Raw genomic sequence first — 25639 nt, 5'->3', positions numbered from 1 at the left:
GCGGGTGGATAGCTTTACGGGCATGACGGAAGAAGAAGACGTGCGTCGCGCCGGCCCGCTCACCTACCGTGGCCGCGCGATCCCCGACACCACGACCGACCAGCGGCTCCTCGACCGGCGGGGGCCCTCCGACTGGGTGCACACCGACCCCTGGCGGGTGCTGCGCATCCAGTCGGAGTTCGTGGAGGGCTTCGGGCTGCTGTCCGAGCTCCCCTCCGCGGTGAGCGTCTTCGGGTCGGCGCGGATCAGGCCCGGGACCGAGTACTACGAACTGGGCGTCGAGGTCGGCGCCAAGCTCGCCGCCGCCGGGTACGCCACCATCACCGGCGGCGGGCCCGGGATGATGGAGGCGGCGAACAAGGGTGCCCAGCAGGCGGGCGGGCTGTCCGTCGGGCTCGGCATCGAGCTGCCGTTCGAGCAGTCGCTCAACCCCTACATCGACATGGGGATGACCTTCCGGTACTTCTTCGTCCGCAAGACGATGTTCGTGAAGTACTCGCAGGCCTTCGTGGTGCTGCCCGGCGGGTTCGGCACGCTCGACGAGCTGTTCGAGGCGATCACCCTGGTCCAGACCAAGAAGATCACCCGCTTCCCGGTGGTGCTGATCGGCACCGAGTTCTGGGGCGGTCTGCGCCAGTGGGTGGAGTCGAGCCTGCTCAAGCACGGGCTGATCGCGGACACGGACATGGAGCTGCTCCACGTCACCGACGACCCGGACGAGGCCGTGCGCATCGTCCAGCAGGCGCACCTGCACATCGAGAACAAGTTCGAGCGCTCCGAGCCCGGCCCCTCCAGCTAGCTCGGCGTTGGACACCGAGTTAGGCGAGCCCCCGGCGCACGGCCGCGGGCGGGCGCTCGCCGCGCACCGACGCGACCATGTCCAGCGCCCGGCGGACCCGCTCCGGGTGGGCCGTGACGAACACACTCGCGCCCGCCCAGGCGTACACGGTGGCCAGAGCCACCTCCTCGGCGGCCTCGACCGGGACGGCGCCCGCGATCCCGGGCGGGGCCGGGGGCAGGTCCGTGCGCGGCTCCTGCCCGGCCGGCCGCGTGCAGCGGACCAGAACGGTGTGCCCCTCGGCGACCAGGTCCGACACCCGGGCCGCGGGCGGGCGGTGGCCCGCGTCCACGGTCCAGGAACCCTCGGGGGGCGACGCGGGCGCCGCCGCGGAGCCGTACTCGGGAACGGAGTCCGGGGTCAGGACTCGCAAGCGCGGATTCGACACCCGCCGAGTCTCCCACGCCCCGCCACTCCCGGGGGAGGGCGGCGGTGTGGCACGATCGGAGCCGTGCCTATCTTCATCATGGTCCTGGTCGCCGCGGCCGCGCTCGCCGTGCTCGTGGGCGTGGTCTACGTCGTGCTCGGCAAGGGTGGCCAGCTCGCCCGGTTCGAGGCCGACTTCCCCCCGCTGAACCTGCCCGAGGGGCGCCCGGTGGGCTCCCGTGACCTGGGCGGACTCCTGCTTCCCCTGTCCATGTGGGGCTACCACGTGCGCGCGGTCGACGAGCTGCTGGTCCGGCTCACCGGAACCCTGCGCGAGCGTGAGGAGCGGATCGAGGACCTGGAGTGGCGGTTGGCCCGCCTGGACCCGTCCTACGTCCCCCGGGGCACCGGCCCCCGACCCGGCTCGTACCTGCCGGGGGAGGGCGAGCTGCCCGCCGACCAGCCCGCCTCCGCCTCGAAGGTCGGGTCCGTCGAGGGAGCCGAGCCCTCCGCCGGCCTCCCTTCCGAGTCCGCCGCGGATCCCTCAGCCGAAACCTCACCCCGGGCCGGCGACGCCACGGTCGGTGGCGGTAAACGCGACGACCAGGCCTGATCCCGCTTCGCCCGATCGGCGACTCCCCCGCCGGTGCCCGGCGCGCCCGGACCCCCTATGCCGTGCATCACATCCGATGTGTCGTTCTTGGTCGGATGTGGTGCGTTCAGTTGCTCTATTCTCGGTCGCTGTACATGCGTACCCCCGCTCCGCCGGAGCGGGTGGACCGTCGTGAGGATGGCGAGGATGGACACAGCAGCCGAACTCCGAGCGGGCGCAGAGGACGGGCAGGGGAAGTCCGCCACCCCGGTGCGTCAGATGTCCCTGTGGCCACCGCCCCGCGCGACCAGGTACCGGGACAAGCGCCGCCGTCAGTTCACCAAGGTGACCGTGGCCGCGGCCGTCCTCCTGCTGCTCGGCGGCGGGGGCTTCGCGGCCTGGGCCTACCTGGATGGTTCCGGCGACGACGCCGTCACCACCGCGCCCGACCCCGACGCGTTCGTCGGATCGTGGTCGGGGTCGATGAGCCAGGTCGACACCGATGGCGAACCCGTCGCCGAATGGGAGGCCGAGGTGCGGATCGAGGAGGGCGCCGAACGCGGTAGCACCGTCTGGAGTACCTTCTCCTGCTCCGGAACGCTGGAGCTGTCGGCGCGCGACGGCGACCGGCTGGTGTACTCCTACACCGAGATCTCCGACCCGGAAGACCGTTGCGTCGACGAGTCGGAACTAACCCTCTGGCCTGTTTCGGACGGCGGGGGCCTCAACGCGGAATGGTCCTCCGTGACCCGTGAGGGAACCAGGATGGTTTCCACCGGGACCCTGGACTGAGCGCAGAAAGGGGACGAAAGTCCCAGGTGGAGCCTTCGTTCCGGCTGTCGGTCGACTTCCTGGTTTGACCCGCTGTCCCGCGGCAATAGTCCGTGCGGCCGCTCTCGCACCGCACAGGTTTCGGTCGAGACCGATATAACCTTACTGACCAACGATTCCTTGCTGCGGGAACGCACGGAGGAGGCCCGGCTGTCGCCCGGCGCACACCCATGGGTCAACCTCCGAGATAATGGGCGAAGAGTGATGCACGTCCCTTAAGTCACACGGGCGCGTCTCACGCGGAACCGGCCCACGGCTCCGAAGCCGAACCGTTCATGCGGATCGGTGTCGGTGCTGTGGGTCGGCCCCGGCCATCTGCGAGGAACACCTAGAAAGGGGAATGGCATGGCGGCGATGAAGCCGAGGACCAGCGATGGGCCGATGGAGGTCACCAAGGAGGGTCGCGGCATCATCATGCGGGTCCCGCTCGAGGGCGGCGGCCGTCTCGTTGTGGAGCTCACTCCGGACGAGGCGACCGAGCTCCGGGACGCGCTCCAGGGTGTCGTCGGATAACCGGATACGACCCGTCCCCCACCTGGGCCGGAACGCCCTGACGACCCCCGAGGTTCCACACCTCCCACCTGCGTGAACCTCCCGCAATGAGTGAACGATTGTGAGCGGCCTGTGCCATTCGCCACGGAGATCCACCCCGTACCGGGGACCCTCGCCGAATCCACCGCGGACCTGCTGGTCCTCCCCGTACTCACGGGCGAGGAAGGCCCCGAGGCGGTCGAAGGAGTCGCCGACGGCGGACTGACACAGGTCCTTCCCTCCCAGCTCGCGGACCTGTTCGCGCACTACGCGCTCACCGGCAAGCCCGGTGAGCTCGCCCAGTTCCCGGTGTCCCGGGACGGGGGCCTGGTCCGTCTGGCCCTTCTCGGAGTCGGTTCGGGCAGCCCCGACGATCTCCGGAAGGCGGGCGCCGCCCTCTCCCGGGCCGCACGGGGCAAGGAGCGCGTCGCCCTCGCCTGGCCCGGCTCGGACGCCGCGGCGGCCACGGCCTTCGCCGAGGGCGCCCTGCTCGCCTCCTACACCTTCACGCTCAAGAGCGCCGAGGCCCCGGCGGACCAGCGGCCCGCACCCGTCATCGACGTCGTCGGTGACCCCGCGGCCCTGACCGAACTCCTCGCCCTGGGCAGCACCCTGGCCACGGCCACCGCCCTGGCCCGGGACCTGATCAACACCCCCTCGTTGACCAAGGACCCGGAGTGGATGGCCGCCCGGGCGCGTGAGGCGGCAGCGGGCTCCGGCCTGACCGTGCGCGTGTGGGACGAGAAGGACCTGGAGAACGAGGGCTTCGGTGCGATCCTCGCGGTCGGCCAGGGCTCGTCCCGGCCGCCTCGGCTGGTCCAGCTGTCCTACGCCCCGGAGAACCCCACCGGGCACGTCGTGCTGGTCGGGAAGGGCATCACCTTCGACACCGGTGGTCTCTCGCTCAAGCCCAACGACAACATGAAGCTCATGAAGACCGACATGAGCGGCTCGGCCATCGTGCTGGCCGTCCTGTCGGCGCTGGCCTCCGTGGGAGCGAACGTCCGGGTCACCGGTCTGCTCGCGCTGGCGGAGAACGCCTTCTCGGGTGACGCCACCCGTATCGGCGACGTCCTGACCACCTACACCGGCAAGACCGTCGAGGTGCTCAACTCCGACGCCGAGGGACGTCTGGTCCTGGCCGACGCGATGGGCTACGCCAGCACCGAGCTCGCCCCGGACGTCCTGGTCGACGTCGCCACCCTGACCGGCGCCGCAAAGCTGGCACTGGGCACCGGGATCGGCGCGCTCTACAGCACCGACGACTCCCTCGCGGCCGAGATCGAGGCCGCCGGCGAGGAGGCGGGCGAGCCGCTGTGGCGGATGCCGCTCACCGAGGACTACGTCCCCACCACCAAGTCCCGGGTGGCGGACCTGGCCAACATCGGCACCCGCGGCAAGGACTTCGGTCCGGCCGGGGCCACCGACGCGGCGCTGTTCCTGCGCGAGTTCGCCGGCGGCCTGCCCTGGGCCCACCTGGACATCGCCGGTCCGGGCCGGTCCATGCAGGAGAGCGGCCTGCTCACCAAGGGCGGTACCGCCTTCGCCACCCGAACCCTGCTGCGCTGGCTCGCCCGGAAGTAGGTATTCGGGTCGCAGGGACGACCAGCGGGCCCGGGCGGAAGACCTCTTCCCTCCGGGCCCCCGGCGTGTCTGCGTCGGCCCGTGGCGTTCAGGGGCGGATGGCGGTGAGCAGCCCTTCGCCCACCGGTACCAGCAGCGGGATGAAGGACTCGTCCTCGCGCACCCGCTGCATGAGCTCGCGCACCGCGATCTCCGCCGGGCCGGGGACCCGCAGCGGGCCGTCCGGTTCGTCCGAGCCCACCATGACGTTGTTGAACACCACGACCCCGCCCGGGCGCAGCAGCCGCAGCGCCTCCTCCAGATAGGCCGGGTAGGAGACCTGGTCCGCGTCGACGGACACCATGTCGTAGCCGCCGTCGGTCAGCCGGGGCAGCACCTCCAGCGCCGTACCGCGGATCAGCCGGGCCCGGCCCGCGCCGAAACCGGCTCGGGCGAAGGCCGAACGCGCGTAGTCCTGGTAGGCGGCGTTGACGTCCACCGTCGTCAGGATCCCCTCCGGCACCATCCCCCGCAGCAGCCAGATCCCCGACGTCCCGCAGCCGGTGCCCACCTCCACCACCGAACGGGCACCGATGGCGGCGCTGAGGAACCGCAGCGCCGCCCCCGTCGCGGCGTCCACGGGCGGTGCGGCGGCACGCACCCCCGCGTCGTAGGCGTCCGCCAGAGGTCCGTCGCCCATGGCGGACTGTTCGAACCGAGCCTGCTCGGTCCGGACCCACATGGTCCGGGCGACGCTCTCTTCTGCGCTGATGACGGCCTCCCAAGTCCTGCTGAATGTTGTGGCCAGGTGCTCTGACCGGGGGATCGTCACCCACCGTAGAATGGTGGTCGCGGCCAGGTATGTCCCTGCGCAAAAGACTAGCCTGATCCGGCCGGAACTCCGAGTGTGGCGGCGGGAACTTAATCGGCGTCTCCCGGCGTTGAACCGGGATGAACGCACGTTGATCGCCACGAAGTAAACTCCCCCCGAACCAACCCCCGTGGAGCGGATCGGCTTCGAGGCGAGACCAGCGGGACGAAGGGAGCAGCGCGGTGCCAGAGACCGGCCCTGCCGTTGAGTTCGAGGCATGGGAACCCCCGAGCTGGGAAGAGGTCGTGCGCGTCCACTCGCCGCGGGTCTACCGGCTGGCCTATCGCCTCACCGGGAACAAGCACGACGCCGAGGACCTCACCCAGGAGGTCTTCATCCGTGTGTTCCGCTCCCTCGCCAACTACACCCCCGGAACCTTCGAGGGGTGGCTGCACCGCATCACCACCAACCTCTTCCTCGACATGGCCCGGCGCAAGGCCCGCATCCGTTTCGAGGGGCTGGCCGACAACGCCGACGAACGCCTGGAGGGCCGCGAGCCCTCGCCCGCCCAGCGCTACGACGACCGGCACTTCGACGCCGACATCCAGAGCGCGCTGGACGCCCTGCCCGCCGAGTTCCGCGCGCCCGTCGTGCTGTGCGACATCGAAGGGCTCTCCTACGAGGAGATCGCGGCCACGCTCGACGTCAAGCTCGGCACCGTACGCAGCCGCATCCACCGGGGCAGGGCCCAGCTCCGTCGCGCCCTGGAGCACCGCAGGTCCCTGGCGGCCCAGGACCCGAACGGCGGTCAGGGCGGTGCCCAGGGCATGGCCCGGGGTGGCGGAACCGACCTGATGCACGGGGAGGCGGAGTGAGCATGGACCACCTCGGAGAGCGCCTCTCGGCGCTCATCGACGGGGAGTTGGGCGCCGCCGAACACGAGCGCGCCCTCATCCACCTGGCCAAGTGCGAGTCGTGCCGTTTCGAGGCCGACATGATGCGCCGGCTCAAGCGCAGACTCACAGGGCTCGGCGAACCCGAGCCCGACATGGACTTCATGGGGCGCCTGATGTCCCAGCCCGGCCTGGGCGGGCTGGGCGGCACGGGCGGCGGTCCCGGTGATCGGGGTGATCGCGGCCCCTCGGACCCGACCTCGGGCAGCCCTTTCGGATCGAGCCCCCCGCTGGGGCACTCCCGACCCCTCGGCGGGTACCCCACGGGCGGACCCCTGATGGCCGAGCAGGCCGACCGGCACTCCGGGAACCGCTCGCTCCGGACGGACGGGAACCGGTCCACCGCGCCCACGAGCCAGCCGCGGACCCAGCCGGAGCGGTACGTCCCGGCCCGACCCGAACGCCGGGACGGCGGCGACCGGTTCTCCGGCCTGCTGCCGTACTTCTCCGGCGGGCGCTACGCGGTCGCGGGCCTGGCGGTGGCGACGGCGCTCCTGGGGAGCGCGTTCGTCGTGGGGGCTGAGGGCGAGGACACCCCGGTGGTCGAACCCCACCTGGCCGACTTCGCGGTCGAGCACGCGGTGACCAGCCGTCAGATCCCGGTGGTGGACCCGCTGCCCGCGCACCAGGCACCGTTCGAACCCCTGCCCGTCGCGGCCGAGCACTCCTCGGCCCCGACCGAAACGACCCGGTGAGGTCGGAAGGCCCCTCTTCCGGTCCGCACTCCGGACCCGCGTCCGCCGTCATCGCCGCGCTGCTGTGCGTCCTCGTACTGACCGGCGCCGTGCATCCGGAGGCCACCTCGGTCCCGGCCGAGGGCGAGGACGACGGCATGGCCGTACTGCAGCGCTCCGCCGCCTCGCACAACGAGGTGGCCTACACCGCCGTGCGCGAGGTGCGCGGACCGCAGAGCGCGGGCCGGGGCGGGGTCGACGTACGCGTGGTCAACCGACCGGGCGCGGGCCTGGCCATGTCCCCGCTGGACGGGGAGGAACAGGCCGGAGAGGAACGGGCCTTCGTCGTGCTGGCCTCCTCCGCCCTGGACTCCCTCGACGGGCGACTGCTGGACGTGCTCGAGGACACCTACCACGTGGTGGACGCGGGCCCCGACGCCCTCGACGGCCGCCCGGCTCACCTGGTGGAGGTACTGCGCGCGGACTCCACCGTCGCCGGGCGCTTCTGGGTGGACACCGAGACCGACCTCCTCCTGGGCCACACGGTGTACGACCTCGCGGGGGAGGAGGCGTTCAGCAGCCACCTCACCGAGCTCAGCCTGGAGGAGGGTTCCTGGCCGGACGAGGTCCTCGGGGGCTCGCCCTGGGGTGACGCCCTGGACAGCGCGGAGCGCCGCGAACTTCGCGAGGCGGGCTGGGTGCTGCCCGAACACCTCACCTGGAACCTCCGGCTGGTCGACACCCGCTCCAAGCACTACGGGGGCGAGCCGGTCGTGCACGCCGTCTACTCGGACGGGCTCTCGCAGGTGTCGGTCTTCACTCAACGTGGCAAGCTGGGAACAGAACATCCCTCCACACTTCATAACGGATATGCCGGAACCGGAACCGGGACGGGGGGAGGAGGCGTCACAACAGGGCACGACACGATCTTCGGCGGAGACGTGGGTCAGTACCAGAGCGTGTGGCAGGCGAACGGATTCGTCTACACGGTCCTGGCCGACGCCCCCGCGGACCTGGCCTCCTCGGCAGTGGCGGCGTTGCCGGGCCCCGAGGACTCGGGCTTCTGGGCCAGGGTGCTGCGGGGTCTGTCCCGGCTGGGCCTCCTGTAAGGGGTCGGCCCGGGTGGCGGAGCGTGTGCCGAGCCGAAAGCCAAGCGACATACGGAGCAGGTCTTGAGTCAGGACAACGACCGTTCGGAACCCGCGCAGGGGCCTCCCCCCTCGCCGAGCGGTGGAGGACCTCAGCGAGGTGTGCCGGGCACACCCGCCCAGGGGCAGGCGCCTGCGGAACCACCACGGCGACCCACCGGTGAGTGGATCGCCCCGCCCCACACCGGGGGAGGCCAGCCTCCCCAGTCAGAACGTCCCGTGAACCAGGGCACCACCCACGGTTCGCCCCCCGGCAGCGGAGACCCCATGAACCCCAACCGGCCCTCTTCTCCGGAGGACCCCACCGGCTACCACCAGGGCGTCGGCGGTTCCAGCCAACCTCAGCAAGGGCAGCAGCCCCAGTACGGTCAGCAGGCGCAGCAACCTCAGCAGCCCCAGTACGGCCAGGCCGCCCAGCAGGGTCAGGCCGCCCAGCAGGGTCAGGCCGCCCAGCAGACCACCCAGCAGGCGTCCCAGAGCCACGGGCACTTCGCCTCGCCGCCCGGGACCCAGGCCCAGTACACCCAGCCCGCGCCGGGGCAGGGGACGGGCTCCCGCCGGCGCGGGGTCCCCGCCTGGATCGCGCTGAGCGGCATGCTCGTCGTCGCCCTCATCGCGGGCGGTGCGGGCGGGCTCGCCGGTGGCCTGATCAGCTCCTCCGGGGAACAGGCCGCCCCGGCCCCCGATCCGGGTCCGACCATCAACGAACCCCCGTCCGAAGCGCCCGAGCGCGCCCCCGACACCATCGCGGGGGTGGCCCAGCGGGTGAGCCCGAGCGTGGTCTCCCTGCGCAGCGCGGGTGGCCGGATCGGAGCGAGCGGTTCGGGTTTCGTCATCGACGGCGACTACGTGGTCACCAACGAACACGTCTCCACGCCGCTCGAGGAGGACGGGATCATCATCGAGTACAGCGACGGCAAGTTCAGCCTGGCCACGGTGATCGGCTCCGACCCCACGTCCGACCTGGCCGTCCTGGAGCTGGAGGACCCCAACGACGTCGAGCCGCTGGAGTTCGGCAACTCCGACGAAGCGGTCGTCGGCGACGAGGTCATCGCGATCGGCGCGCCCCTGGGTCTGGCCGGAACCGTCACCCAGGGCATCATCAGCGCCATGGACCGTCCGGTCAGCTCCGACGAGGGCCAGAGCCAGTTCTTCGCCATCCAGACCGACGCCGCGATCAACCCCGGCAACTCCGGCGGGCCCCTCGTGGACATCCAGGGCCGGGTCATCGGGGTCAACTCGATGATCGTCACCATGGGCGGCGGCTTCATGGGCGAACAGCCCGGCGGCAACATCGGCCTGGGCTTCGCGATCCCCGCCACGGAGGCCGAGCAGGTCGTCAAGCGGATGATCGGCACCGAAGACGCGGAGATCACCGGCCCCGCCGACCTCGGTGTCACCTACGACGGTGAGAGCCCGGTCATCGGCGCGGTCATCGCCGAGGACGACGACGCGGTCGAGCCGGGCGGCCCCGCCGACGCGGCCGGACTGCGGCCGGGTGACGTGATCGTCAGCTTCGACGGCCGCAGGGTCAACTCCCACGGTGAACTCCAGGCGATGGTGCGCGACCGCTCGCCCGGCGAGGAAATCGAGCTGGAGTACGAGCGCGACGGCGAACGGGAGACCGCCACCGTCACCCTCGGATCGGGCGAGTGAGCGGCCGGGCGCCCGGCCGGCCGGCAAGCTAGCTGCGGGCAACACGACGGCCCCCGGGTCCAGGGTGAATCCCAGGACCCGGGGGCCGTACGCGTGTCTTCCAGCCGACCTACGGAGCGGTCGGTTCGTCAGCGACCGGCGGGGGAGATGCCCAGCTGCATCCCGGCCAGCCCGCGGGGCTTGCCGACCAGCTTCTCGGCGATCGAGACGAGCACCTTGCTGGCCTCTGCGTCGGGGTGGGTCAGGACCAGCGGCTGGCCCTCGTCGCCGCCCTCGCGCAGACGGGTGTCCAGCGGCACCTGTCCCATGAGCGGGATCTCCGCGCCCAGGGTCTTGGTCAGGGCGTCGGCGACCTTCTGGCCACCGCCCTGGCCGAAGAGGTAGACGGGGTCGCCGCCGTCCTCCGGCTGGTAGTAGGACATGTTCTCGATGACGCCGGCGATGCGCTGGTGCGTCTGGGCGGTGATGGCGCCCGCGCGCTCGGCGACCTCGGCGGCTGCCTGCTGCGGAGTGGTGACCACGAGCAGCTCGGCGCCCGGGAGCATCTGCGCGACGGAGATCGCGATGTCGCCGGTGCCCGGGGGCAGGTCCATCAGCAGGACGTCCAGGTCACCCCAGAAGACGTCGGAGAGGAACTGCTGGAGGGCGCGGTGCAGCATCGGGCCGCGCCACACCACCGGGGTGTTGCCCTCGGTGAACATGCCCACCGAGATGACCTTGATGTCGTGCGCGGTCGGCGGGAGGATCATGTCCTCGACCTTGGTCGGGAAGTCCGACGCACCGAGCATGCGAGGCACCGAGTGGCCGTAGATGTCGGCGTCGACGACACCGACCTTGTGGCCCTGGGCCGCGAGCGCGGCGGCGAGGTTCACGGTGACGGAAGACTTGCCGACACCGCCCTTGCCCGAGGCGACCGCGTAGACCTTGGTGAGCGAGTTCGGCTTGGCGAAGGGGATTTCCTTCTCCGCCTGGCCGCCGCGGAGCTTGGTCTGGAGCTCCTTGCGCTGCTCCTCGTTCATGACGTCGAGTTCGACGGTGACCTTCGTGACGCCGGCGACCTTGGTCACCGCTCCCGTCACGTCCTTTTCGATGCGGCCCTTCATCGGGCAGCCGGCAACCGTGAGGTAGATACCGACGTGCACGGCACCGTCGTCGGCGATGTCGACGCTCTTGACCATGCCGAGGTCGGTGATGGGTCGGTGGATCTCCGGGTCTTGCACCGTGGCCAGGGCTTCGTGGACCTGCTCGGTGGTGGGTGTGGAGGACATGTACTCAATCGTAGGTCAGCGGGACGGGGTACTTGGCCTGTGGTGTCGCTTGCAGGACCACCCGCAGGACCACCTGTTCCAACAGGTGGGCCGGGGCCCGCTATTCCGTTGTCTCAGTGCCCACCGGGCTCCCGCCCGTTCTTCCAGGGGCCCGTGGAGCGGTTGTTCCGTACCGTGACCAGGCGATAACGGCGTGGCCTTAACGCAGGCAATACATGCCCGGATAGTAGTCTCGGCGCACGATGGGAAATGTGCCGCCACCGCCTGGTTCGTCCTGGCCCGCCGCGCCTGAAGGGCCGGAGGGGCAGGCTTGTGGTGGCTACGCCCAGGAGCAGACCTGGGCCTGGCCGCTCGGCGGCGCGAGGCAGACCCCGCCCGGCGGACACCCGGCGCTGACCCCGGACCCGTCGGTGTGGGCTTGGCCACCCCCGCGCCCGGTGCGCTCCAAGCAGTTCGCCTGCGCGGAGCTCCCCGGGGGTGAGTCCTATCACAGGCTCGCCCGGACCCCGCTGTTCCGGTGGTGGGTCCCGCCACTGGCGGTGCTGGTCTTCGCGGTCCTGCTCTTCTTCCTGTGGGTCGGAGTCATGCTCGTCATGACGATCGTCGCGATCCTCGGCGGCAGCGGCCTGGCCCCGGACTCGGTCCGGGTGGGTGAGATCGCCGGGTTGGCCTTCGGACTGGCGGCGATAGCGCTGCTGATCCCCGTCACCCTCTTCGTGGTCCGCGTGGTGCAGTGGCGCCGGGCCGGATCACTCATCTCGGTCGAGGGCCGCGTGCGCTGGCGCTGGCTGGCCCGGTGCGTGTTCACCGCGGCGGTCCCCGTCACGGCGGGCACCGGACTGCTCCTGCTGGTGTCCGGCAGGCCCCCCGCCGACGGCCCGGGCGCGGTCAACTACGGCAGTGTCGAGGTCCTCGCGGCCGCGCTGCTCGTGATCGCCCTGCTGGTGCCGCTCCAGTCCGCGGCCGAGGAGATGACCGTGCGCGGGCTGACCATGCAGCTCGTGGGTTCGCTCGGCTCGCCCTCCGGGGACAGCGCCTTCTCCCGGGTGCTGCGCTCCCCGTGGCCCGCCGTCCTGGCGGGCGGGACCCTGTTCGCCGCCCTGTACGCCTCCACCCACCCGGGCAACCTGTGGACCACCGTGTCCCTGGCGGTCTTCGGCCTGGCCATGGCCTGGCTGACCTGGCGCACCGGCGGCCTGGAGGCCGCCATCGGCCTGCACGTGGTCAACAGCCTGGTCCAGTTCACCCTGTGCGCGGTGCAGGGCCGCCTGTCCGAGGTCGGCACGGGTGTCGTGATCGGCGGCGGACTGCCGCTGGGCACCAACACCCCGATGACTCTGGCGCTGACCACCGCCCAGGTCGGCCTCTACCTGCTCCTGGTCACCGGCCTGGCCCGCCGCGGCGGTGTCAGCCGACGCAGCCCGCTCACCCGTCACTGAGCCCGCGGAGCCCTGCCGTCCTCGGGAAGGGCGCTGTCCCGCGGGCGGGTGCTCACGGCTTCCGGTTGGGGCGGGAACACCCAGGTGCGGTAGGCGAAGAACCGGAACAGCGTGCCCAGGGCCACGCCCACCACGTTGCCGGAGACGTTCTGCGCGAGGGGGCCGTCCAGGCCGAGCACGTACAGGGAGAAGGCCTGACAGCCCACCTGGACGAGCATGCCCACGCCGTTCATCACCAGGAACAGGAAGGTCTCCCGGCCGTAGCCGGTGCGCGCCCGGTCGCCGAAGGTCCAGAACCGGTTGCCGACGAACGCCACCGCGATCGCGCACAGGGTGCCCAGCACCTGTCCGGCCATCACCTGCACGCCGTTGGCCCACAGCAGGTTGGTCACGACGAGCTGAACGACATAGGCGGCGGCGCCGACGGAACCGAACTTGCCGACCTCGGCGGCCAGCTTGGCCAACCGGGGACGCCGGGTAGCGAGATCACGCATGGCCTGTGCCTTCCTGCTCCTGCGGGGGTCGCGGCGGTGGGGATGGCACCTGGGGGCCCGGTGACCGCACGCCCTAGACTCTAACCGGGGGCTTCGACAGACACCCCGGCCGCGGGTTCCGAGCCGAACGGCCAGGTTCCGCCGTACGCGGATCCGCCCCGCATCCGCGGTTGACGAGCATTGAGTTGAGGAACTGTGAGCGAGCGTAACCGCATCGTCCCCCGCGTGGGAATGATCGGCGGAGGTCAACTCTCCCGGATGACCCACCAGGCGGGCATCGGGCTGGGAGTGGACTTCTCCGTCCTGGCAGCCGACCCCACCGACAGCGCGGCCCTGGTGGCGGGCGACGTCACCCTGGGCGATGACCGCGGCCTCGACGACGTCCTGGCCTTCGCCAAGGCGCACGACGTGGTCACCTTCGACCACGAGCACGTACCCGAGCCGGTCCTGCGGGCCGTGGAGGAGGCGGGCGGGCTGCTTCGTCCGGGCCGCGACGCCCTCCGCTTCGCCCAGGACAAACTGCGTATGCGTACCCGCATGGCCGAGTTGGACGCCCCCTCCCCGCGCTGGCGGGCGGTGACCACCCTCGACCACGTCGCCTCCTTCGCGGAGGAGGCCGGGTGGCCGGTCGTGCTCAAGGCCTCCCGCGGCGGCTACGACGGCAAGGGCGTGTGGGTCGTGGACGGCCCCGAGGAGGCTGGCGAGGTCGTGGACCGCGCCGCCGCGGAGGAGGTGCCGCTCTTGGTCGAGGAGAAGGTGGCCTTCAGCCGCGAACTCGCCGTGCAGGTGGCCCGTTCCCCGCACGGGCAGGTCGCCGTGTACCCGGTCGTGGAGACCGTGCAGCGCGGCGGGATCTGCCACGAGGTGATCGCCCCCGCCCCGGACCTGTCCGAGGCCAAGGCCCTGCGTGCCCAGCAGCTGGCCATCGAGATCGCCCAGGCCCTGGACGTGACCGGTGTGCTGGCGGTGGAGCTGTTCGAGACCGCCGAGGACGTGGTCGTCAACGAGCTGGCCATGCGCCCGCACAACTCCGGCCACTGGAGCATCGAGGGCGCGCGCACGTCCCAGTTCGAGCAGCACCTGCGCGCGGTTCTGAACCTGCCCCTGGGGTCACCGCGTACCAACGCCCCCTACACCGTCATGGCCAACCTGCTGGGCGGCGAGGACCCCGACGTCTACCGCCGCTACCTGCACGTCATGGCCAAGGACCCCGAGGTGAAGGTGCACTTCTACGGCAAGGGCGTGCGCCCGGGCCGCAAGATCGGGCACGTCACCGTGATGGGCGACGACTACCGGGACCTCCTGGAGCGCGCCCGCGACGCCGCCAGCTACCTACGAGGAGACCAGAAGTGACCGACAGCAAGCCCGTGGTGGGCATCGTGATGGGGTCCGACTCCGACTGGCCGGTGATGCGCGAGGCGGCCGAGGCGCTCAAGGAGTTCGACGTCCCCTTCGAGGCCGATGTGGTCTCCGCGCACCGGATGCCGCACGAGATGATCTCCTACGGTGCCGAGGCGGCCGGCCGCGGTCTCAAGGCGATCATCGCGGGCGCGGGCGGCGCCGCCCACCTGCCCGGGATGCTGGCCTCGGTCACCACCCTGCCGGTGATCGGGGTCCCGGTGCCGCTCAAGTACCTGGACGGTATGGACTCCCTGCTGTCCATCGTGCAGATGCCCGCCGGGGTCCCGGTGGCCACGGTCGCGGTGGGCGCGGCCCGCAACGCCGGGCTGCTGGCCGTGCGCCAGCTCGCCGCGCACGACCCGGAGCTGGCCGAGCGCGTGGCCAAGTTCCAGGAGGAGCTCAAGGAGCAGGCGCACGCCAAGGGCGAGCGTCTCCGCCGCGAGGTGTCCGACAGTGGTTCGGCGATGGGCTTCGGCTTCTAGCGTCCGAGCCCCGGCGCCTCAGGTGCCGGGGCTCACCAGCGCTCGCAGGCCCTCCATCGCCTGATCCACGGTGGGCAGGGAGTCCGGGGCGACGATGTACTGCTGCACGTACCCGGTGACGATGTTGTAGATCATCGAGCCCAGCCCGGCGACGGTGCCCGGGTCGACCTGGTCGGAGGGCACGTCCAGGATCAATGCGGCCAGCTCCCGGCGCGCCTCCTGGTGCCCTTCCGTGAGCGCCGTCCGGATGTCCTCGTTGAAGGGTGACTGGGCGTAGGCCTCGACCCCCGCCACCATGAGGTCCCGCTGCTCGGGGATGCTCTCGAAGAGCACGGTGACCAACAGGCGGATCCGTTCCTCGGGGCTCCCGGTCGCGGTTTCCCGCACGGCCCTTTCGAAGACGTTCCCCCACTCTCTGGTCGCCTCGATCACCGCGGTGTTCATAAGGTTGTCCTTGGACCCGAAGTGGTACCCGATGGACGCCAGGTGCGCACCCGAGGCGGCGGCGATGTCCCGGGCGGTGGTCTTGCTGTAGCCCTTTTCGATCAGGCACTTCTTCGCGCCGGCCAGCAGGTCCTCGCGTTGGCTCATGGCGCACACCCTAGCATTTTGACGTACGTACATTCGCCCGGACGAAAAAGCAGCAGTGAGGGAAGCAGTCTCCCCGGGCCTGCGCGCCTCGGATCGCGTGTCTCGGCCGGTCGCGCGTGCCATCGGACACCCGGTGGTGAGGGTGGGGGCAGTGCTGTGGTGCCGGCTCTGGGCAGGCCGCGGTGTCCGTAACCCGTGCCTGAGGCTGCCCGCCGCTTCCGAAACCCCCTGATCCCCGATGATCTTGCTACCAGGAGCAAGTTCGGCGCTCTCGGGTTTCGTGGTTTTTGGAGAAGTGTCCGCTCGTGAGTGCTTTGGTGTGAACCTGGACAACCACCCGCCCCGCACACGACAAAGGGAGCATCAACCAGTCACCGCAAAGAGGCTCGCTGATGCTCCCACACCCCACCCTACCGCCCTGCCTGCAACGGCTCCTCACCCACTTTTGGCCCCACTTCACCCGACCCACCTTCACCACCTTCACCGCCCTGATCACCGGCCTGATCACCCACACCGGACCCCGCACCGTGTGCGGCATACTCACCGGCTCCGGCCTGGCCCGCCACTGGCACCACGACCGCGCCCACGCCTTCTTCTCCCGCCGCAAATGGGACCCCCACCACCTGGGCCTGACCATGGCCCACCTCATCACCCAGGCCTTCACCCACCCCGGCCAGGACCTGACCCTGGTCATCGATGACACCCTGATCAAACGGTGGGGCCGCCGCGTCTGGGGCCGGTTGCGCCAACACGACGGAGCCCGACCCAAAAACAACCCCCTGGCCTGGGGTGTGTGCTTCGTGGTCACCGCCCTGGCCGTCCGTCTGCCCGGCAGGACCACAGCCCTGGCCCTACCCGTGCTGACCGCGTGCTGGCGACCCTCAACCACCAAACGAAGCCCCGGCAAAGCAGGCCACAACGGCCCGATGCCCCACCCCCAGACCGCACACACCTCCAGCACTGCCGCCACCGCCCGCGTCCTGGACAGCGCCCGCACCCGCCACGCTCAGGCCCACCATGGTCTGCAGCTGCGCCTGGACAAGGAAGCCGCCCTACCGGCGGGACACCGCCTGCCCGGCCCCGACCCCGCACCCGCCCTCAAAGAGCGCCTGAACCGGTGCGCCCGGGAACTAGCCACCGCCCAACACGCCCATGAGCAGGCCCTAGCCCAGGTACTGCAAGCCACCACCCCCACCAGCGGCGGCCCAGCCGGCCCCGCCGACCAGACCGATACCGCCCAGCAACCCACCAAGACCGAGACCGCGATCGCTCTGGCCACCCGCCTGGCCCACCAGTTTCCCGACCGCACCCTGCACGTGGTGGCCGACTCCGCCTACCACAGCCCAGCACTAAGAGCCCTGCCCACCACCATGACCTGGACTTTTCGTCTGGCGGCCACCGCGGTCCTGCACCAGGTTCCCCCACCCGCACCGGCGGGCACCCCCACCCGGCCCGGGCGGCCCCGCTACGCGGGCCCCCGGTTGGGCACCCCCGAACAGATCGCCGCCACCGCCCACTTCGTCGCTTCCGGCAACGGCACCGGCCAGGAGATGGCCGTCATCGACTGCCGGTGGGTGCGCTCCCTGGGCCCCACACCCCTGCGCCTGATTTTGGTGCGCAACCCGCACAGCCCCCAACCCTACGAGGTGGCGTTGTTGAGCACCGATACCACCAGCCCCGCTGAAGAGATCGTGCGGCGCTATGCCGACCGGTGGCCGATCGAGGTGTGTTTCCAGGACAGTCGTGCCCATCTGGGGTTGGAGCAGGCCCAAAACCGCACCCGCGCCGCGGTGGAGCGCACGGTCCCCTTCCAGCTGCTGGCTTACAGCCTGGTGGTGGTCTGGTATCGGTGGCACGGCCAGGGGCAAGCGGACGTGGCTGCCCGCCGCTATCACCAGCCCTGGTATCGGTCCAAGACCGATCCGGCCTTCTCAGACATGATCGCCGCGCTCAGAAGGCAGGTGATCGAACACCGAATATCGTGCAGGGTGCCTGATCGGGGGTTGGGTGGGTTAATCCGAGAGATCGTCGGGGACTGGTTCGACATCGCAGCGTGAGCCGGGCCCACCCGAACCGGACACCTCTGCAAAAACCACGAAACCCGAGGGCGCTGATTTCGCTCCTGGTAGCAAGATCATCTGTTGAAACAGGGACCGAAACCGGGCTCGGGGGTGGCGGGGCGCGGTTGTGGTTCGCAGCCCTGGCGGAGATCGTGGTGCCGCGACCCTCCTCGGACGCGGAAGACGTACCCGCGAAGTAGCGTCCGAGCCATGGCGGAAGTGTTGTTGCACAGCGGTGAAAGCGGCCGCCGGTTCATCCGGGTCGGGGACGCGGTCCGGTGACCGCCCTGTCCCTGGACACTCGCCGGGGAGGGCGTCCAGGGACAGGGCGCGTGGGTTCGGGAGGGCCTCCTCTACGAGCTGGCGGGCCGGGTGCGCTGGCGCCGAGCGCTAGGCGCTCAACCGGTATCCCTCGGGGAGGACGCACTCCTCGGTGGGGCGTTGGTCGAGGTAGCCCCAGTCGAGGAGGTCGTTGACCGGGACGTGGCCGTCGCCCTCGGCCTCGGGGACTGCCTCGGCTGGGACCAGGAGCTGTTCACCGCCGCCCGGCTGTTCGAAGTGCGGGGCGATCGGCCCCACCCACGCGGTGACCGGTTGGGTGACCTCGTAGCAGTTGTAGTTGTGCTCGGGCCCGTCCGGCCAGGTGTTCAGGGAGTTCGGCGGGAGCGCTCGTGCGGAGTAGGGGGCGCCCGCCGGGGCCAGGAACGAACCCCACGGGGAGCCGAAGCGGTCCAGCATCCAGCCCCGGGGGAGTTCCTGGAGCTCCTTCAGGGGCTGGCCGTCGGCCACCGCGAAGCCGTCGTGTTCCGGGTAGTCCCAGCCGCCGTCAGCGGTCCACCAGCGGTCCAGGAACTCGGTCGGGGAGAGGCCGCCGAGGCGGTCGTACCCCTCGACCAGGCTGCCGACGGGGCCTTCTTCGGGCAGGTCGGCCGGGCCGAGGCGGGAGTCGCCGCACAGGTAGCGCTCCATGTCCTCCGCGGTGGGCGGTGGGACCAGGACCGGGCACTCCGAGACCGGCTCGGCGGTGGCCGGGCTCGCGGTCAGGAGCAGGGCGAGGGCGGTGCCGACCAGCATGGGGAACTTCCGCATGGGACTCCATTCGGTATCACTCAGAGTGAGGGTATTGATACTTAGTGGAGTTAATCATGGATGCCCAACAACGGCCGCCCCCTGTGGAGCGGCCGTCCGGTGGGAGGCTACTGGCGACCCAGGGCGCGGTAGGTCCAGCCGGACGCGCGCCAGTAGATCGGGTCCAGGGCGTTGCGGCCGTCGACGATGCGTTTCTGGGCGACCACGGCGGCCAGTTCCTCGGGGTTGGCCTCGCGGAACTCCGCCCACTCTGTCAGGAGGAGGACCACGTCCGCGTCGCGGGCGGCCTCCAGCATGGAGTTCGCGTAGTTCAGCTCCGGGTGCGCCTCGCGGGCCCGCTCCAGGGCGGCTGGGTCGTAGACGGTGACGTGCGCGCCCAGGGAGGCGATGGTCGAGGCCACGTCCAGCGCGGGCGAGTCCCGGATGTCGTCGGAGTTCGGCTTGAACGCCGCGCCCAGCACGGTGACGGTGCATCCGGCGAAGTTGCCGCCGATCAGTTGGCGGGCGATGTCGATCGTGCGCGCCCGACGGCGCTGGTTGATCGCGTCCACCTCGCGCAGGAAGGACAGCGCGGGCTCCACGCCCAGTTCGTCGGCGCGGGCCATGAACGCCCGGATGTCCTTGGGCAGGCAGCCGCCGCCGAAGCCCAGGCCGGGGCCGAGGAACTTGCCGCCGATGCGGTCGTCGTAGGACAGCGCCTCGGCGAGCTGGATGACGTCGGCGCCAGCGACCTCGGACACCTCGGCCATGGCGTTGATGAAGGAGATCTTCGTGGCCAGGAAGGCGTTGGCCGAGACCTTGACCAGCTCGGCGGTCTGCAGGTCGGTGACCAGGAACGGGATGCCCTCGTCCACCTGCTGCTGCCAGAGCGCGCGGACCGCCTTCTCCACCCGGGGCGAGTCGGTGCCGAGCACGATGCGGTTGGGCCGCAGGGTGTCCTCCACCCCGAAGCCCTCGCGCAGGAACTCCGGGCTCCAGCCGAGCTCGGCCTCCTCGCCGACGGGCGCCAGGGCGCAGAGCCGGGCGGCCAGGGTGGCGGCGGTGCCCACCGGGACGGTGGAGCGGCCCACGACCACGGTCGGCCGGGTCAGGTACGGGGCGAGGTTGTCGATCGCCGAGTTGACGTACTTCAGGTCCGCGGCTCCGGACTCGTCCCGCTGCGGGGTGCCCACACAGATCAGGTGCAGGTCGGCGAAGGCGGCGACCTGGGCGAAGTCGGTGGTGAAGTGCAGCCGACCGGTCCGGAGGTTCTCGGTCAGCAGCTCGGCGAGCCCGGGCTCGTAGAAGGGGACCTTGCCGGAGCGGAGCAGGTCGATCTTGGCCTCGTCGACGTCGAGGCCCATGACCTCGTAGCCCATCTCGGCCAGACAGGCGGCCGTGGTGGCGCCGAGGTAGCCGGTTCCGATGACGGATACCCGCATGCGTTCCGCTTCGACCACTGGTGTTCCTTCCTCGTTTCCGCACGCGCCTCGTCTGCTGGTGTGCCCGCTCATGACGGCTCACATCCCACAGGAGGGCAGAAAACGGACATGGTTCGGCCGACGGGTCGTCCGTGGGGGGACGGTGCATCACCCTACGCGTCGGGGTCTGGCGCGTGACCGAACAACACGTGAACAGTCAGGCGCACAGATTACCGGCGGGTGGGAGCCGGTACGTACCGGGGAGGAGCGTTTGCGCGAACACGCGGCAGGCGCCCGACCGTGACTTCAGTACCTGCCGTCGCCGAACGACCGGGTGTGGTCGGGGTCCTCGTCCAGCGGGGTCCACACGGCACCGGTCTCCCCGCGGCGAAACGGTGTCGTGGTTTTGTTCGGATCGTCATACTCGCGGATCGGTGAGGTGGGCGGGGGGACGTCCGGGACGGTGTCGCCCACCGGGCCGCCGTCGTTCCAGGGCTGATCCGGTTCGACCACGGTGTCCTGCCCCGACCGCCCCGCGTAGTCTTCCCGGCTGGTGCTGGCCACCACCCGCTCCCGGACCGGAACACCCGTCGAGCCGAGGTCGTTCGCCGCCCGCCAGCGGGTCGGCGACACCGCCGAACCCAGGAGGAGGACGCCCAGTGGCAGGGCCACGCCGAGCCCCGCGCCGTTCGGGTAGAGGAAGACCTCGTCGTTGATCCAGTACAGGGCCGACTCCACCGAGGCGGGGGAGAGGGCCGGCCACAGGCACAGCGCCGTCAGGAGGGTCCCGGCGGCGCCCGCTGTCAGCGGGGAGAGCCGCGAAGCCACCAGGTAGGCGCCCACTATCCCCACCAGGCACAGCACCACCACGGACAACACGGTTGTCACACTCACATCACCCTGGGTGATCTTTGGGAAGAGGTCGGCCGACCAGGCGATGCCCACCCACAGGGCGGGGGCCAGGGCGATGCCGGCGAGCAGGCCGACCAGGTGGCGGAGCACGCTAACCCTTCCTTGGCGGGGACCACCTCGGGTGGTCACCCGCAGATGTTGTCCTTCGCGGTCGTGGTGGCTGTTTCGGTACCGGCGGAGGGCTCCTCCTCCGGTTCGGGCTCCACGGCCTCGGGGGCTTCGAACGTCGTGTAGTTGAATCCGATCACGAGCTGGAGGCCGTCGTCCAGGGTGCGGTCCTCCACGGTCTCCGACCCAGGCAGGGTCTGGGCCAGGTACTCGGCGGCCCGCTCCTGACCCGGACCGTACCTGACCTCCGTGCGGGCCACGTCCCGGCTGCTCCAGTTCTCCGCGCCGTCGGTGACGTCGAACCCGGCCGTGGCCAGCTGGTTGTCCAGCCGCGCCCCCAGACCCGGGGTGGCAGTGCCGTTGAACACCCGCAGGCTGATGTCGCCCGGAACCGGCTCGGCCTCCCCACCGTCGTCCTCGGCCTCGGGCTCCGGCTCCACCAACGGGCGGTCGGCGTTGACCGCCGCGAACATCTCCCGCGCCGCGGGCTCGTCCCACAGCAGGGCGACGTCGCCGCGCGGGGTCCAGTGATTCATGTCGGCGATGGGCACCTGGGCGAAGGTGACCTCTCCGAGGTCGAGGTCGCGCATCTGATAGGCGAGGTCGTTGATGGTGCTGGTGTCCAGTCCCTCGTCCACCGTCACCGAGGAGAGCGCGCTGTCCAGGAACGCGGTCAGCTTGGTCGGGTTCGAGAGCGTCTCGGTGCTCATCGCCCGGTCGAGCATGGCCGACAGCACCTGCTGCTGGCGGTCGATCCGGTCCAGGTCGCCGCGGGCGGTGGCCCGGGTCCGGGAGAAGGCCAGCGCCTCCTTGCCGTCCACCCGGTGCGTACCGGCCTCCATGTCCAAGTGCGCCTTGGGGTCGTTGATCGCCTCGGGCAGGCACACGTCGATCCCGTCCAGGGCGTCGACCACGTCCACGAACCCGTTGAAGTCCACCTCGACGTAGTGGTCGATGCGCACGTCCGTGACCGACTCCACGGTCTGGACCGCTAGCCGGGGGCCGCCGTAGGCGTAGGCGGCGTTGATCTTGTCATCACCCTCGCCGGGTATGTCCACCCACAGGTCGCGGGGAAGGCCGATCACGGTGACGTGGTCGCGCTCGTGGTTGAGCCGCACCAGCATGATGGCGTCCGAACGCTGCCCCGGGGTGGAGCCCACACTGAGCGCGTTCTGGTCCTCCTTGCTCATCTCGCCCCGGCTGTCGGAGCCGATGACGAGGAAGGTCAGCCCTCCGGTCTCCGCCGGGCGGTCGCCGTCGGACAGCCCGCCGAACACGTCGAACCGGTTCAGGGAGCCCGACATCCACCCCGTGATCGCCCACGAGGTGCCCGAGGCGAGCAGGACCAGCACCGAGAGCACGCTCATCAGCAGCAGGCCGTTGCGGTGGCGGCGCACCCGCGGGCTGGGCACGGTGACCCGGCCGGACCTGGGGGAGCGCCGATCACCGGGTGGTACGGGCTGTGAGCGTTCGCGTCGGAACTCGCCCGTCGTCCTGCGCCGTCCGGCGTCGTCGTCGCTCATCGGCGTCCCCGTCCCACCCGTTCAGCGGTGTCCTTGGTACCTAGGTTGTCACCCGATCGGCCGAAGGGCGCGGGATGTCAACCCTCGGCGTGTTGCCCCCGATATGTTTCGAGCCGGGAACGACCGCGTTGGTTCCGGGAAATCATGTAAACCGCTCTGACCTGCCCGGCGTCATGCATGTCGCCCCATACGGGGTGGAAGTACCGGTCTTCTCTCGCACGTGTCCCCGGCTGTCAGGGGACCGGTACGTCCGTTACCCCCAACTCCCTCCTCATGTCCCTGGAGTCAAACGAAATGAACGCGTACCCGCAGCACCCCGAGGCCCTGTCCCCCAAGGACTGGCTCACCACCGTCCTGCTCAGCTTCTTCCTCGGCGGTCTGGGCGTCCACCGCTTCTACACCGGTAAGACCGGAACCGGCGTCCTGATGATCCTCACTTGCGGTGGTCTCGGCATCTGGGCCCTGATCGACTTCATCATGGTCGTCACGGGCAACTTCAAGGACTCGGACGGCCTGCCGATCAAGAACAGGTCCTGATCCCTGGGTGTGACGGCGGAGCCGAGCGGTCCGGATCCCCGGGCCGCGTGCAGTACCGTTGAGCGCGCGTCAAGCCCCCGCGGCACCTTCATGCGTTGCCACCCTGAAGGCCCCGGGGAGCCGGCGCAGTCCCGACAGTCTTGACCTTGGGAAGTGCCCGTGTCCTGGCCGCCTGTCTCCGTCGTCATGCCCGTACTGAACGAAGAGCGCCACCTCGCCGCAGCGGTGGAGCACGTCCTCGCCCAGGAGTACCCGGGCGAGCTCGAGGTCGTTCTGGGCGTCGGACCCTCCTCGGACCGCACCCGCGAGGTCGCCGACGGCCTCGCCGCCGCCGATCCCCGGGTCAAGGTGGTGGACAACCCCACCGGCAAGACCCCCGCCGGACTGAACGCCGCCATCGGCGCCTCCTCGCACGACATCGTCGCCCGCGTCGACGGCCACGCGATGATGCCCTCCGACTACCTCAGGGTGGCGGTGGAGACCCTCGACGAGACCGGGGCCGACAACGTCGGCGGCATCATGGCCGCCGAGGGCACCACTCCCTGGGAGAAGGCCGTGGCCGCCGCCATGACCTCCAAGGTGGGCGTGGGCAACGCCCGCTTCCACACCGGCGGTGAGGGCGGTCCCGCCGACACCGTCTACCTCGGCGTCTTCCGCCGCTCGGCCCTGGAGCGGGTCGGCGGTTACGACGAGGCCTTCCTGCGCGCGCAGGACTGGGAGATGAACCACCGCATCCGCACCACCGGCGGCACCGTCTGGTTCCAGCCCCGGATGCGGGTCTCCTACCGTCCGCGCCGCAACATCAAGCTGTTGGCCAAGCAGTACTTCCACTACGGTCGCTGGCGGCGCGTGGTCGCCCGCCAGCACAAGGGCACGATCAACCTGCGCTACCTGGCCCCGCCGGTGGCCGTGGCCGGGATCACCGTCGGTCTGGTCGGCGGAGCGTTCTTCTGGCCGCTGTGGCTGGTGCCCGGCGCCTACCTGGCCCTGATCACCGCCGCGTCGGTGCCGCTCACCCGCGGCCTGCCCGCTTCCTCGCGGCCGCTCATCCCGGTCGCGCTGGCCACCATGCACATGTCGTGGGGCGTCGGCTTCATCACCAGCCCGCCCGGGCTCGGCGCGGACTCCCGCACCGCCCGATCGAACAGCGGCTCCAAGACCGCCTGACCCGAATCCCGCCGCCCCGAGCGGCCACATGCGGACGGCGTCCGCCCTCGAACGGGGGCGGACGTTCTGCTAGGCAAGGGGACCAAGGAAGACCGGAGAGGGAGACATGGACGAGTTGCGCGGGGACCAGGCCGCCTGGGTGTTCGACGGTGAGTCGATCTCCATCAGGTACGAGACCAAGGGCTGGTTCAAGAGCCCGCTGCTCAAACTGCTCGGCAGCGTGGAACTCCCGGTCTCCGCGGTCCAGAGCGTGGACTTCCTCCCCGGAGCCGGGCGCAAGAACGGCTGGGTGATGAACCTGCGGATGCGCGACCGGATGGACCCCTACGCCGCCGTCGGGGCGATGCTCGACGAGAAGTCCGAGCCCTTCCGGCTGACCGGTCCGGCCAAGACCGAGCTGGTCGCGGAGTACCTGGCCGACCAGATCACGTTCGCCGCCAGTCAGGCCGGACCGCCCGACCCCGCGACCCCGACGCGCCTGGTGCCCGCCCTGCCCCTGCACATCAGGACCTGTGAGGGCACCGCCCGCCTGGAGGCCGGCCGGCTGACCCTGGTCTGGGGCGGCAGCTACGCGAGCAGCTTCAAGAAGAAGAAACAGCGCCGGGAGTACGACCTCGCCGAGATCACCGGCGTGGAGTGGATGCCCCTGGACGACTGGGGCTGGGGCTTCGTCCGTTTCATCACCCGCGAGAACGCCGAGGGCACCTCGGCCAAACCCAAGAACGACCTCAACCTGTTGCGCGCCGGTGAGGAGGGCAACGAGATCCACCAGGTGCTCCTGCTCGCCGCCGCGGTGACCGCGCACCGCTGGGCGCTGGGCGGGGCCACCAGACCCGCGCTCGCGTCCGGTGCGGACGGCACGGAGGAGGCCCCGCCCGGCTTCGACGACCCGGAGTGGTGGAAGGAGGCGGCCCGCAACACCATGGAGGTCATGCGCGGGCCGCGGTTGACCCTGAACCTGCCCGGTCTGGGGAGCGCCAAGGTCGGTGAGGACGGTCCGGAGGAGCCGGCCGAGGCACAGCGGCCCCCGGAGGCCGAGCCCGCCCCGGCACCCGCACCGCCCGCCGCCCCCGCGGGCGCGGCGGGCGCCGACACCGCGTGGATCTTCGAGCAGATCGAACGGCTCGGCGACCTCCACGCCAAGGGACTGCTCACAGACGAGGAGTTCAGCGCGAAGAAGGCCGAACTACTCGACCGCATCTGAG

The 25639-nt window shown here is 70.7% G+C and carries 25 protein-coding genes; 16 read left to right on the top strand and 9 right to left on the bottom strand.

The window, feature by feature from the left end; genetic code table 11:
• Positions 1-22 precede the first annotated feature (22 nt).
• Positions 23-799 (top strand): LOG family protein, encoded by a 777-nt coding sequence (locus HNR07_RS19390; protein ID WP_184366199.1) that lies wholly within the window; start codon positions 23-25, stop codon positions 797-799.
• A 19-nt stretch (positions 800-818) separates the two neighbouring features.
• On the opposite strand, the gene HNR07_RS19385 is transcribed toward HNR07_RS19390, so the two are convergent.
• Positions 819-1211, bottom strand: coding sequence for a hypothetical protein (locus HNR07_RS19385; protein WP_184366198.1), 393 nt, complete (start codon positions 1209-1211; stop codon positions 819-821).
• 78 nt (positions 1212-1289) lie between these two features.
• On the opposite strand from HNR07_RS19385, the gene HNR07_RS19380 reads away from it, so the two are divergent.
• The 4 genes from HNR07_RS19380 (at position 1290) to HNR07_RS19365 (ending at position 4742) form a co-directional block, all read left to right on the top strand.
• The gene (locus HNR07_RS19380; RefSeq protein ID WP_184366197.1) at positions 1290-1817 is read left to right on the top strand and encodes a hypothetical protein; all 528 of its coding nucleotides are present in this window, start codon (positions 1290-1292) and stop codon (positions 1815-1817) included.
• Between the two features lie 186 nt (positions 1818-2003).
• On the top strand, positions 2004-2588 hold the full coding sequence (locus tag HNR07_RS19375; RefSeq protein WP_184366196.1) for a hypothetical protein: 585 nt from the start codon (positions 2004-2006) through the stop codon (positions 2586-2588).
• A 384-nt stretch (positions 2589-2972) separates the two neighbouring features.
• Entirely contained in the window at positions 2973-3140 is a 168-nt protein-coding gene (locus HNR07_RS19370) for a DUF3117 domain-containing protein (RefSeq protein ID WP_014909697.1), read from the top strand.
• A 111-nt stretch (positions 3141-3251) separates the two neighbouring features.
• Complete coding sequence (locus tag HNR07_RS19365; protein ID WP_184366195.1) at positions 3252-4742, top strand: leucyl aminopeptidase; 1491 nt, start codon at positions 3252-3254, stop codon at positions 4740-4742.
• A gap of 88 nt (positions 4743-4830) precedes the next feature.
• On the opposite strand, the gene HNR07_RS19360 is transcribed toward HNR07_RS19365, so the two are convergent.
• A complete protein-coding gene (locus HNR07_RS19360; RefSeq protein WP_184372330.1) occupies positions 4831-5421 on the bottom strand; it encodes an O-methyltransferase in 591 nt (196 codons plus the stop codon).
• Positions 5422-5774: 353 nt separating this feature from the next.
• Between HNR07_RS19360 and sigE the strand changes: the two genes are divergently transcribed.
• From sigE to HNR07_RS19340, 4 genes are all read left to right on the top strand, one after another.
• Positions 5775-6407 carry an RNA polymerase sigma factor SigE gene (sigE, locus tag HNR07_RS19355; RefSeq protein ID WP_184366194.1) on the top strand — a complete coding sequence of 211 codons (633 nt, stop codon included), beginning with the start codon at positions 5775-5777 and terminating at the stop codon, positions 6405-6407.
• Between the two features lie 2 nt (positions 6408-6409).
• Positions 6410-7180 (top strand): anti-sigma factor family protein, encoded by a 771-nt coding sequence (locus HNR07_RS19350; RefSeq protein ID WP_184366193.1) that lies wholly within the window; start codon positions 6410-6412, stop codon positions 7178-7180.
• Positions 7177-8268 carry a transcriptional regulator gene (locus tag HNR07_RS19345; protein WP_184366192.1) on the top strand — a complete coding sequence of 364 codons (1092 nt, stop codon included), beginning with the start codon at positions 7177-7179 and terminating at the stop codon, positions 8266-8268. The genes HNR07_RS19350 and HNR07_RS19345 overlap by 4 nt, the downstream gene beginning before the upstream one ends.
• A 306-nt stretch (positions 8269-8574) precedes the next feature.
• Complete coding sequence (locus HNR07_RS19340) at positions 8575-9963, top strand: S1C family serine protease (protein WP_246420391.1); 1389 nt, start codon at positions 8575-8577, stop codon at positions 9961-9963.
• A 128-nt stretch (positions 9964-10091) separates the two neighbouring features.
• Here the strand turns inward: HNR07_RS19340 and HNR07_RS19335 are convergent, their stop codons facing one another.
• Positions 10092-11231: an Mrp/NBP35 family ATP-binding protein gene (locus tag HNR07_RS19335; protein WP_184366191.1), complete on the bottom strand. Its 1140-nt coding sequence runs from the start codon at positions 11229-11231 to the stop codon at positions 10092-10094.
• Between the two features lie 437 nt (positions 11232-11668).
• Here HNR07_RS19335 and HNR07_RS19330 point away from each other — a divergent pair, with 437 nt between their 5' ends.
• A complete protein-coding gene (locus tag HNR07_RS19330) occupies positions 11669-12670 on the top strand; it encodes a CPBP family intramembrane glutamic endopeptidase (RefSeq protein ID WP_184372324.1) in 1002 nt (333 codons plus the stop codon).
• Here the strand turns inward: HNR07_RS19330 and HNR07_RS19325 are convergent.
• Positions 12664-13164 (bottom strand): GtrA family protein, encoded by a 501-nt coding sequence (locus HNR07_RS19325; protein ID WP_184366190.1) that lies wholly within the window; start codon positions 13162-13164, stop codon positions 12664-12666. The two genes, HNR07_RS19330 and HNR07_RS19325, sit on opposite strands and share 7 nt — an antisense overlap.
• A 195-nt stretch (positions 13165-13359) precedes the next feature.
• Here HNR07_RS19325 and HNR07_RS19320 point away from each other — a divergent pair, with 195 nt between their 5' ends.
• Together HNR07_RS19320 and purE are read left to right on the top strand one after the other, a co-directional pair.
• The gene (locus tag HNR07_RS19320; protein ID WP_184366189.1) at positions 13360-14517 is read left to right on the top strand and encodes a 5-(carboxyamino)imidazole ribonucleotide synthase; all 1158 of its coding nucleotides are present in this window, start codon (positions 13360-13362) and stop codon (positions 14515-14517) included.
• Positions 14514-15047, top strand: a complete 534-nt coding sequence (gene purE / locus HNR07_RS19315; protein WP_184366188.1) for a 5-(carboxyamino)imidazole ribonucleotide mutase — start codon at positions 14514-14516, stop codon at positions 15045-15047. Before HNR07_RS19320 ends, purE begins: the two co-directional genes overlap by 4 nt.
• An 18-nt stretch (positions 15048-15065) precedes the next feature.
• Here the strand turns inward: purE and HNR07_RS19310 are convergent, their stop codons facing one another.
• Positions 15066-15638 (bottom strand): TetR/AcrR family transcriptional regulator, encoded by a 573-nt coding sequence (locus tag HNR07_RS19310; protein ID WP_184366187.1) that lies wholly within the window; start codon positions 15636-15638, stop codon positions 15066-15068.
• A 392-nt stretch (positions 15639-16030) separates the two neighbouring features.
• On the opposite strand from HNR07_RS19310, the gene HNR07_RS19305 reads away from it, so the two are divergent.
• Entirely contained in the window at positions 16031-17695 is a 1665-nt protein-coding gene (locus HNR07_RS19305) for a transposase (protein ID WP_184366186.1), read from the top strand.
• A gap of 393 nt (positions 17696-18088) precedes the next feature.
• Here the strand turns inward: HNR07_RS19305 and HNR07_RS19300 are convergent, their stop codons facing one another.
• The 4 genes from HNR07_RS19300 to HNR07_RS19285 all read right to left on the bottom strand — a co-directional run bounded on the left by HNR07_RS19300 (position 18089) and on the right by HNR07_RS19285 (position 22730).
• On the bottom strand, positions 18089-18787 hold the full coding sequence (locus tag HNR07_RS19300; protein WP_184366185.1) for a TNT domain-containing protein: 699 nt from the start codon (positions 18785-18787) through the stop codon (positions 18089-18091).
• A gap of 107 nt (positions 18788-18894) precedes the next feature.
• The gene (locus tag HNR07_RS19295; protein WP_184366184.1) at positions 18895-20226 is read right to left on the bottom strand and encodes a UDP-glucose dehydrogenase family protein; all 1332 of its coding nucleotides are present in this window, start codon (positions 20224-20226) and stop codon (positions 18895-18897) included.
• Between the two features lie 267 nt (positions 20227-20493).
• On the bottom strand, positions 20494-21189 hold the full coding sequence (locus HNR07_RS19290) for a YIP1 family protein (RefSeq protein WP_184366183.1): 696 nt from the start codon (positions 21187-21189) through the stop codon (positions 20494-20496).
• 35 nt (positions 21190-21224) lie between these two features.
• Positions 21225-22730: an LCP family protein gene (locus HNR07_RS19285; RefSeq protein ID WP_184366182.1), complete on the bottom strand. Its 1506-nt coding sequence runs from the start codon at positions 22728-22730 to the stop codon at positions 21225-21227.
• A 294-nt stretch (positions 22731-23024) separates the two neighbouring features.
• On the opposite strand from HNR07_RS19285, the gene HNR07_RS19280 reads away from it, so the two are divergent.
• From HNR07_RS19280 to HNR07_RS19270, 3 genes are all read left to right on the top strand, one after another.
• Positions 23025-23267 carry a TM2 domain-containing protein gene (locus tag HNR07_RS19280; protein WP_184366181.1) on the top strand — a complete coding sequence of 81 codons (243 nt, stop codon included), beginning with the start codon at positions 23025-23027 and terminating at the stop codon, positions 23265-23267.
• Between the two features lie 159 nt (positions 23268-23426).
• The gene (locus HNR07_RS19275) at positions 23427-24434 is read left to right on the top strand and encodes a glycosyltransferase family 2 protein (RefSeq protein WP_184366180.1); all 1008 of its coding nucleotides are present in this window, start codon (positions 23427-23429) and stop codon (positions 24432-24434) included.
• Between the two features lie 106 nt (positions 24435-24540).
• Positions 24541-25638: a DUF4429 domain-containing protein gene (locus tag HNR07_RS19270; protein WP_184366179.1), complete on the top strand. Its 1098-nt coding sequence runs from the start codon at positions 24541-24543 to the stop codon at positions 25636-25638.
• The last annotated feature ends 1 nt before the right edge of the window (position 25639 follow it).

The sequence above is a fragment of the Nocardiopsis metallicus genome, assembly GCF_014201115.1.
In the GTDB taxonomy this organism is placed as follows: domain Bacteria; phylum Actinomycetota; class Actinomycetes; order Streptosporangiales; family Streptosporangiaceae; genus Nocardiopsis; species Nocardiopsis metallicus.
Note: the sequence above shows the minus strand (reverse complement) of the source record. Positions and strands in the feature narration are given on the sequence as shown.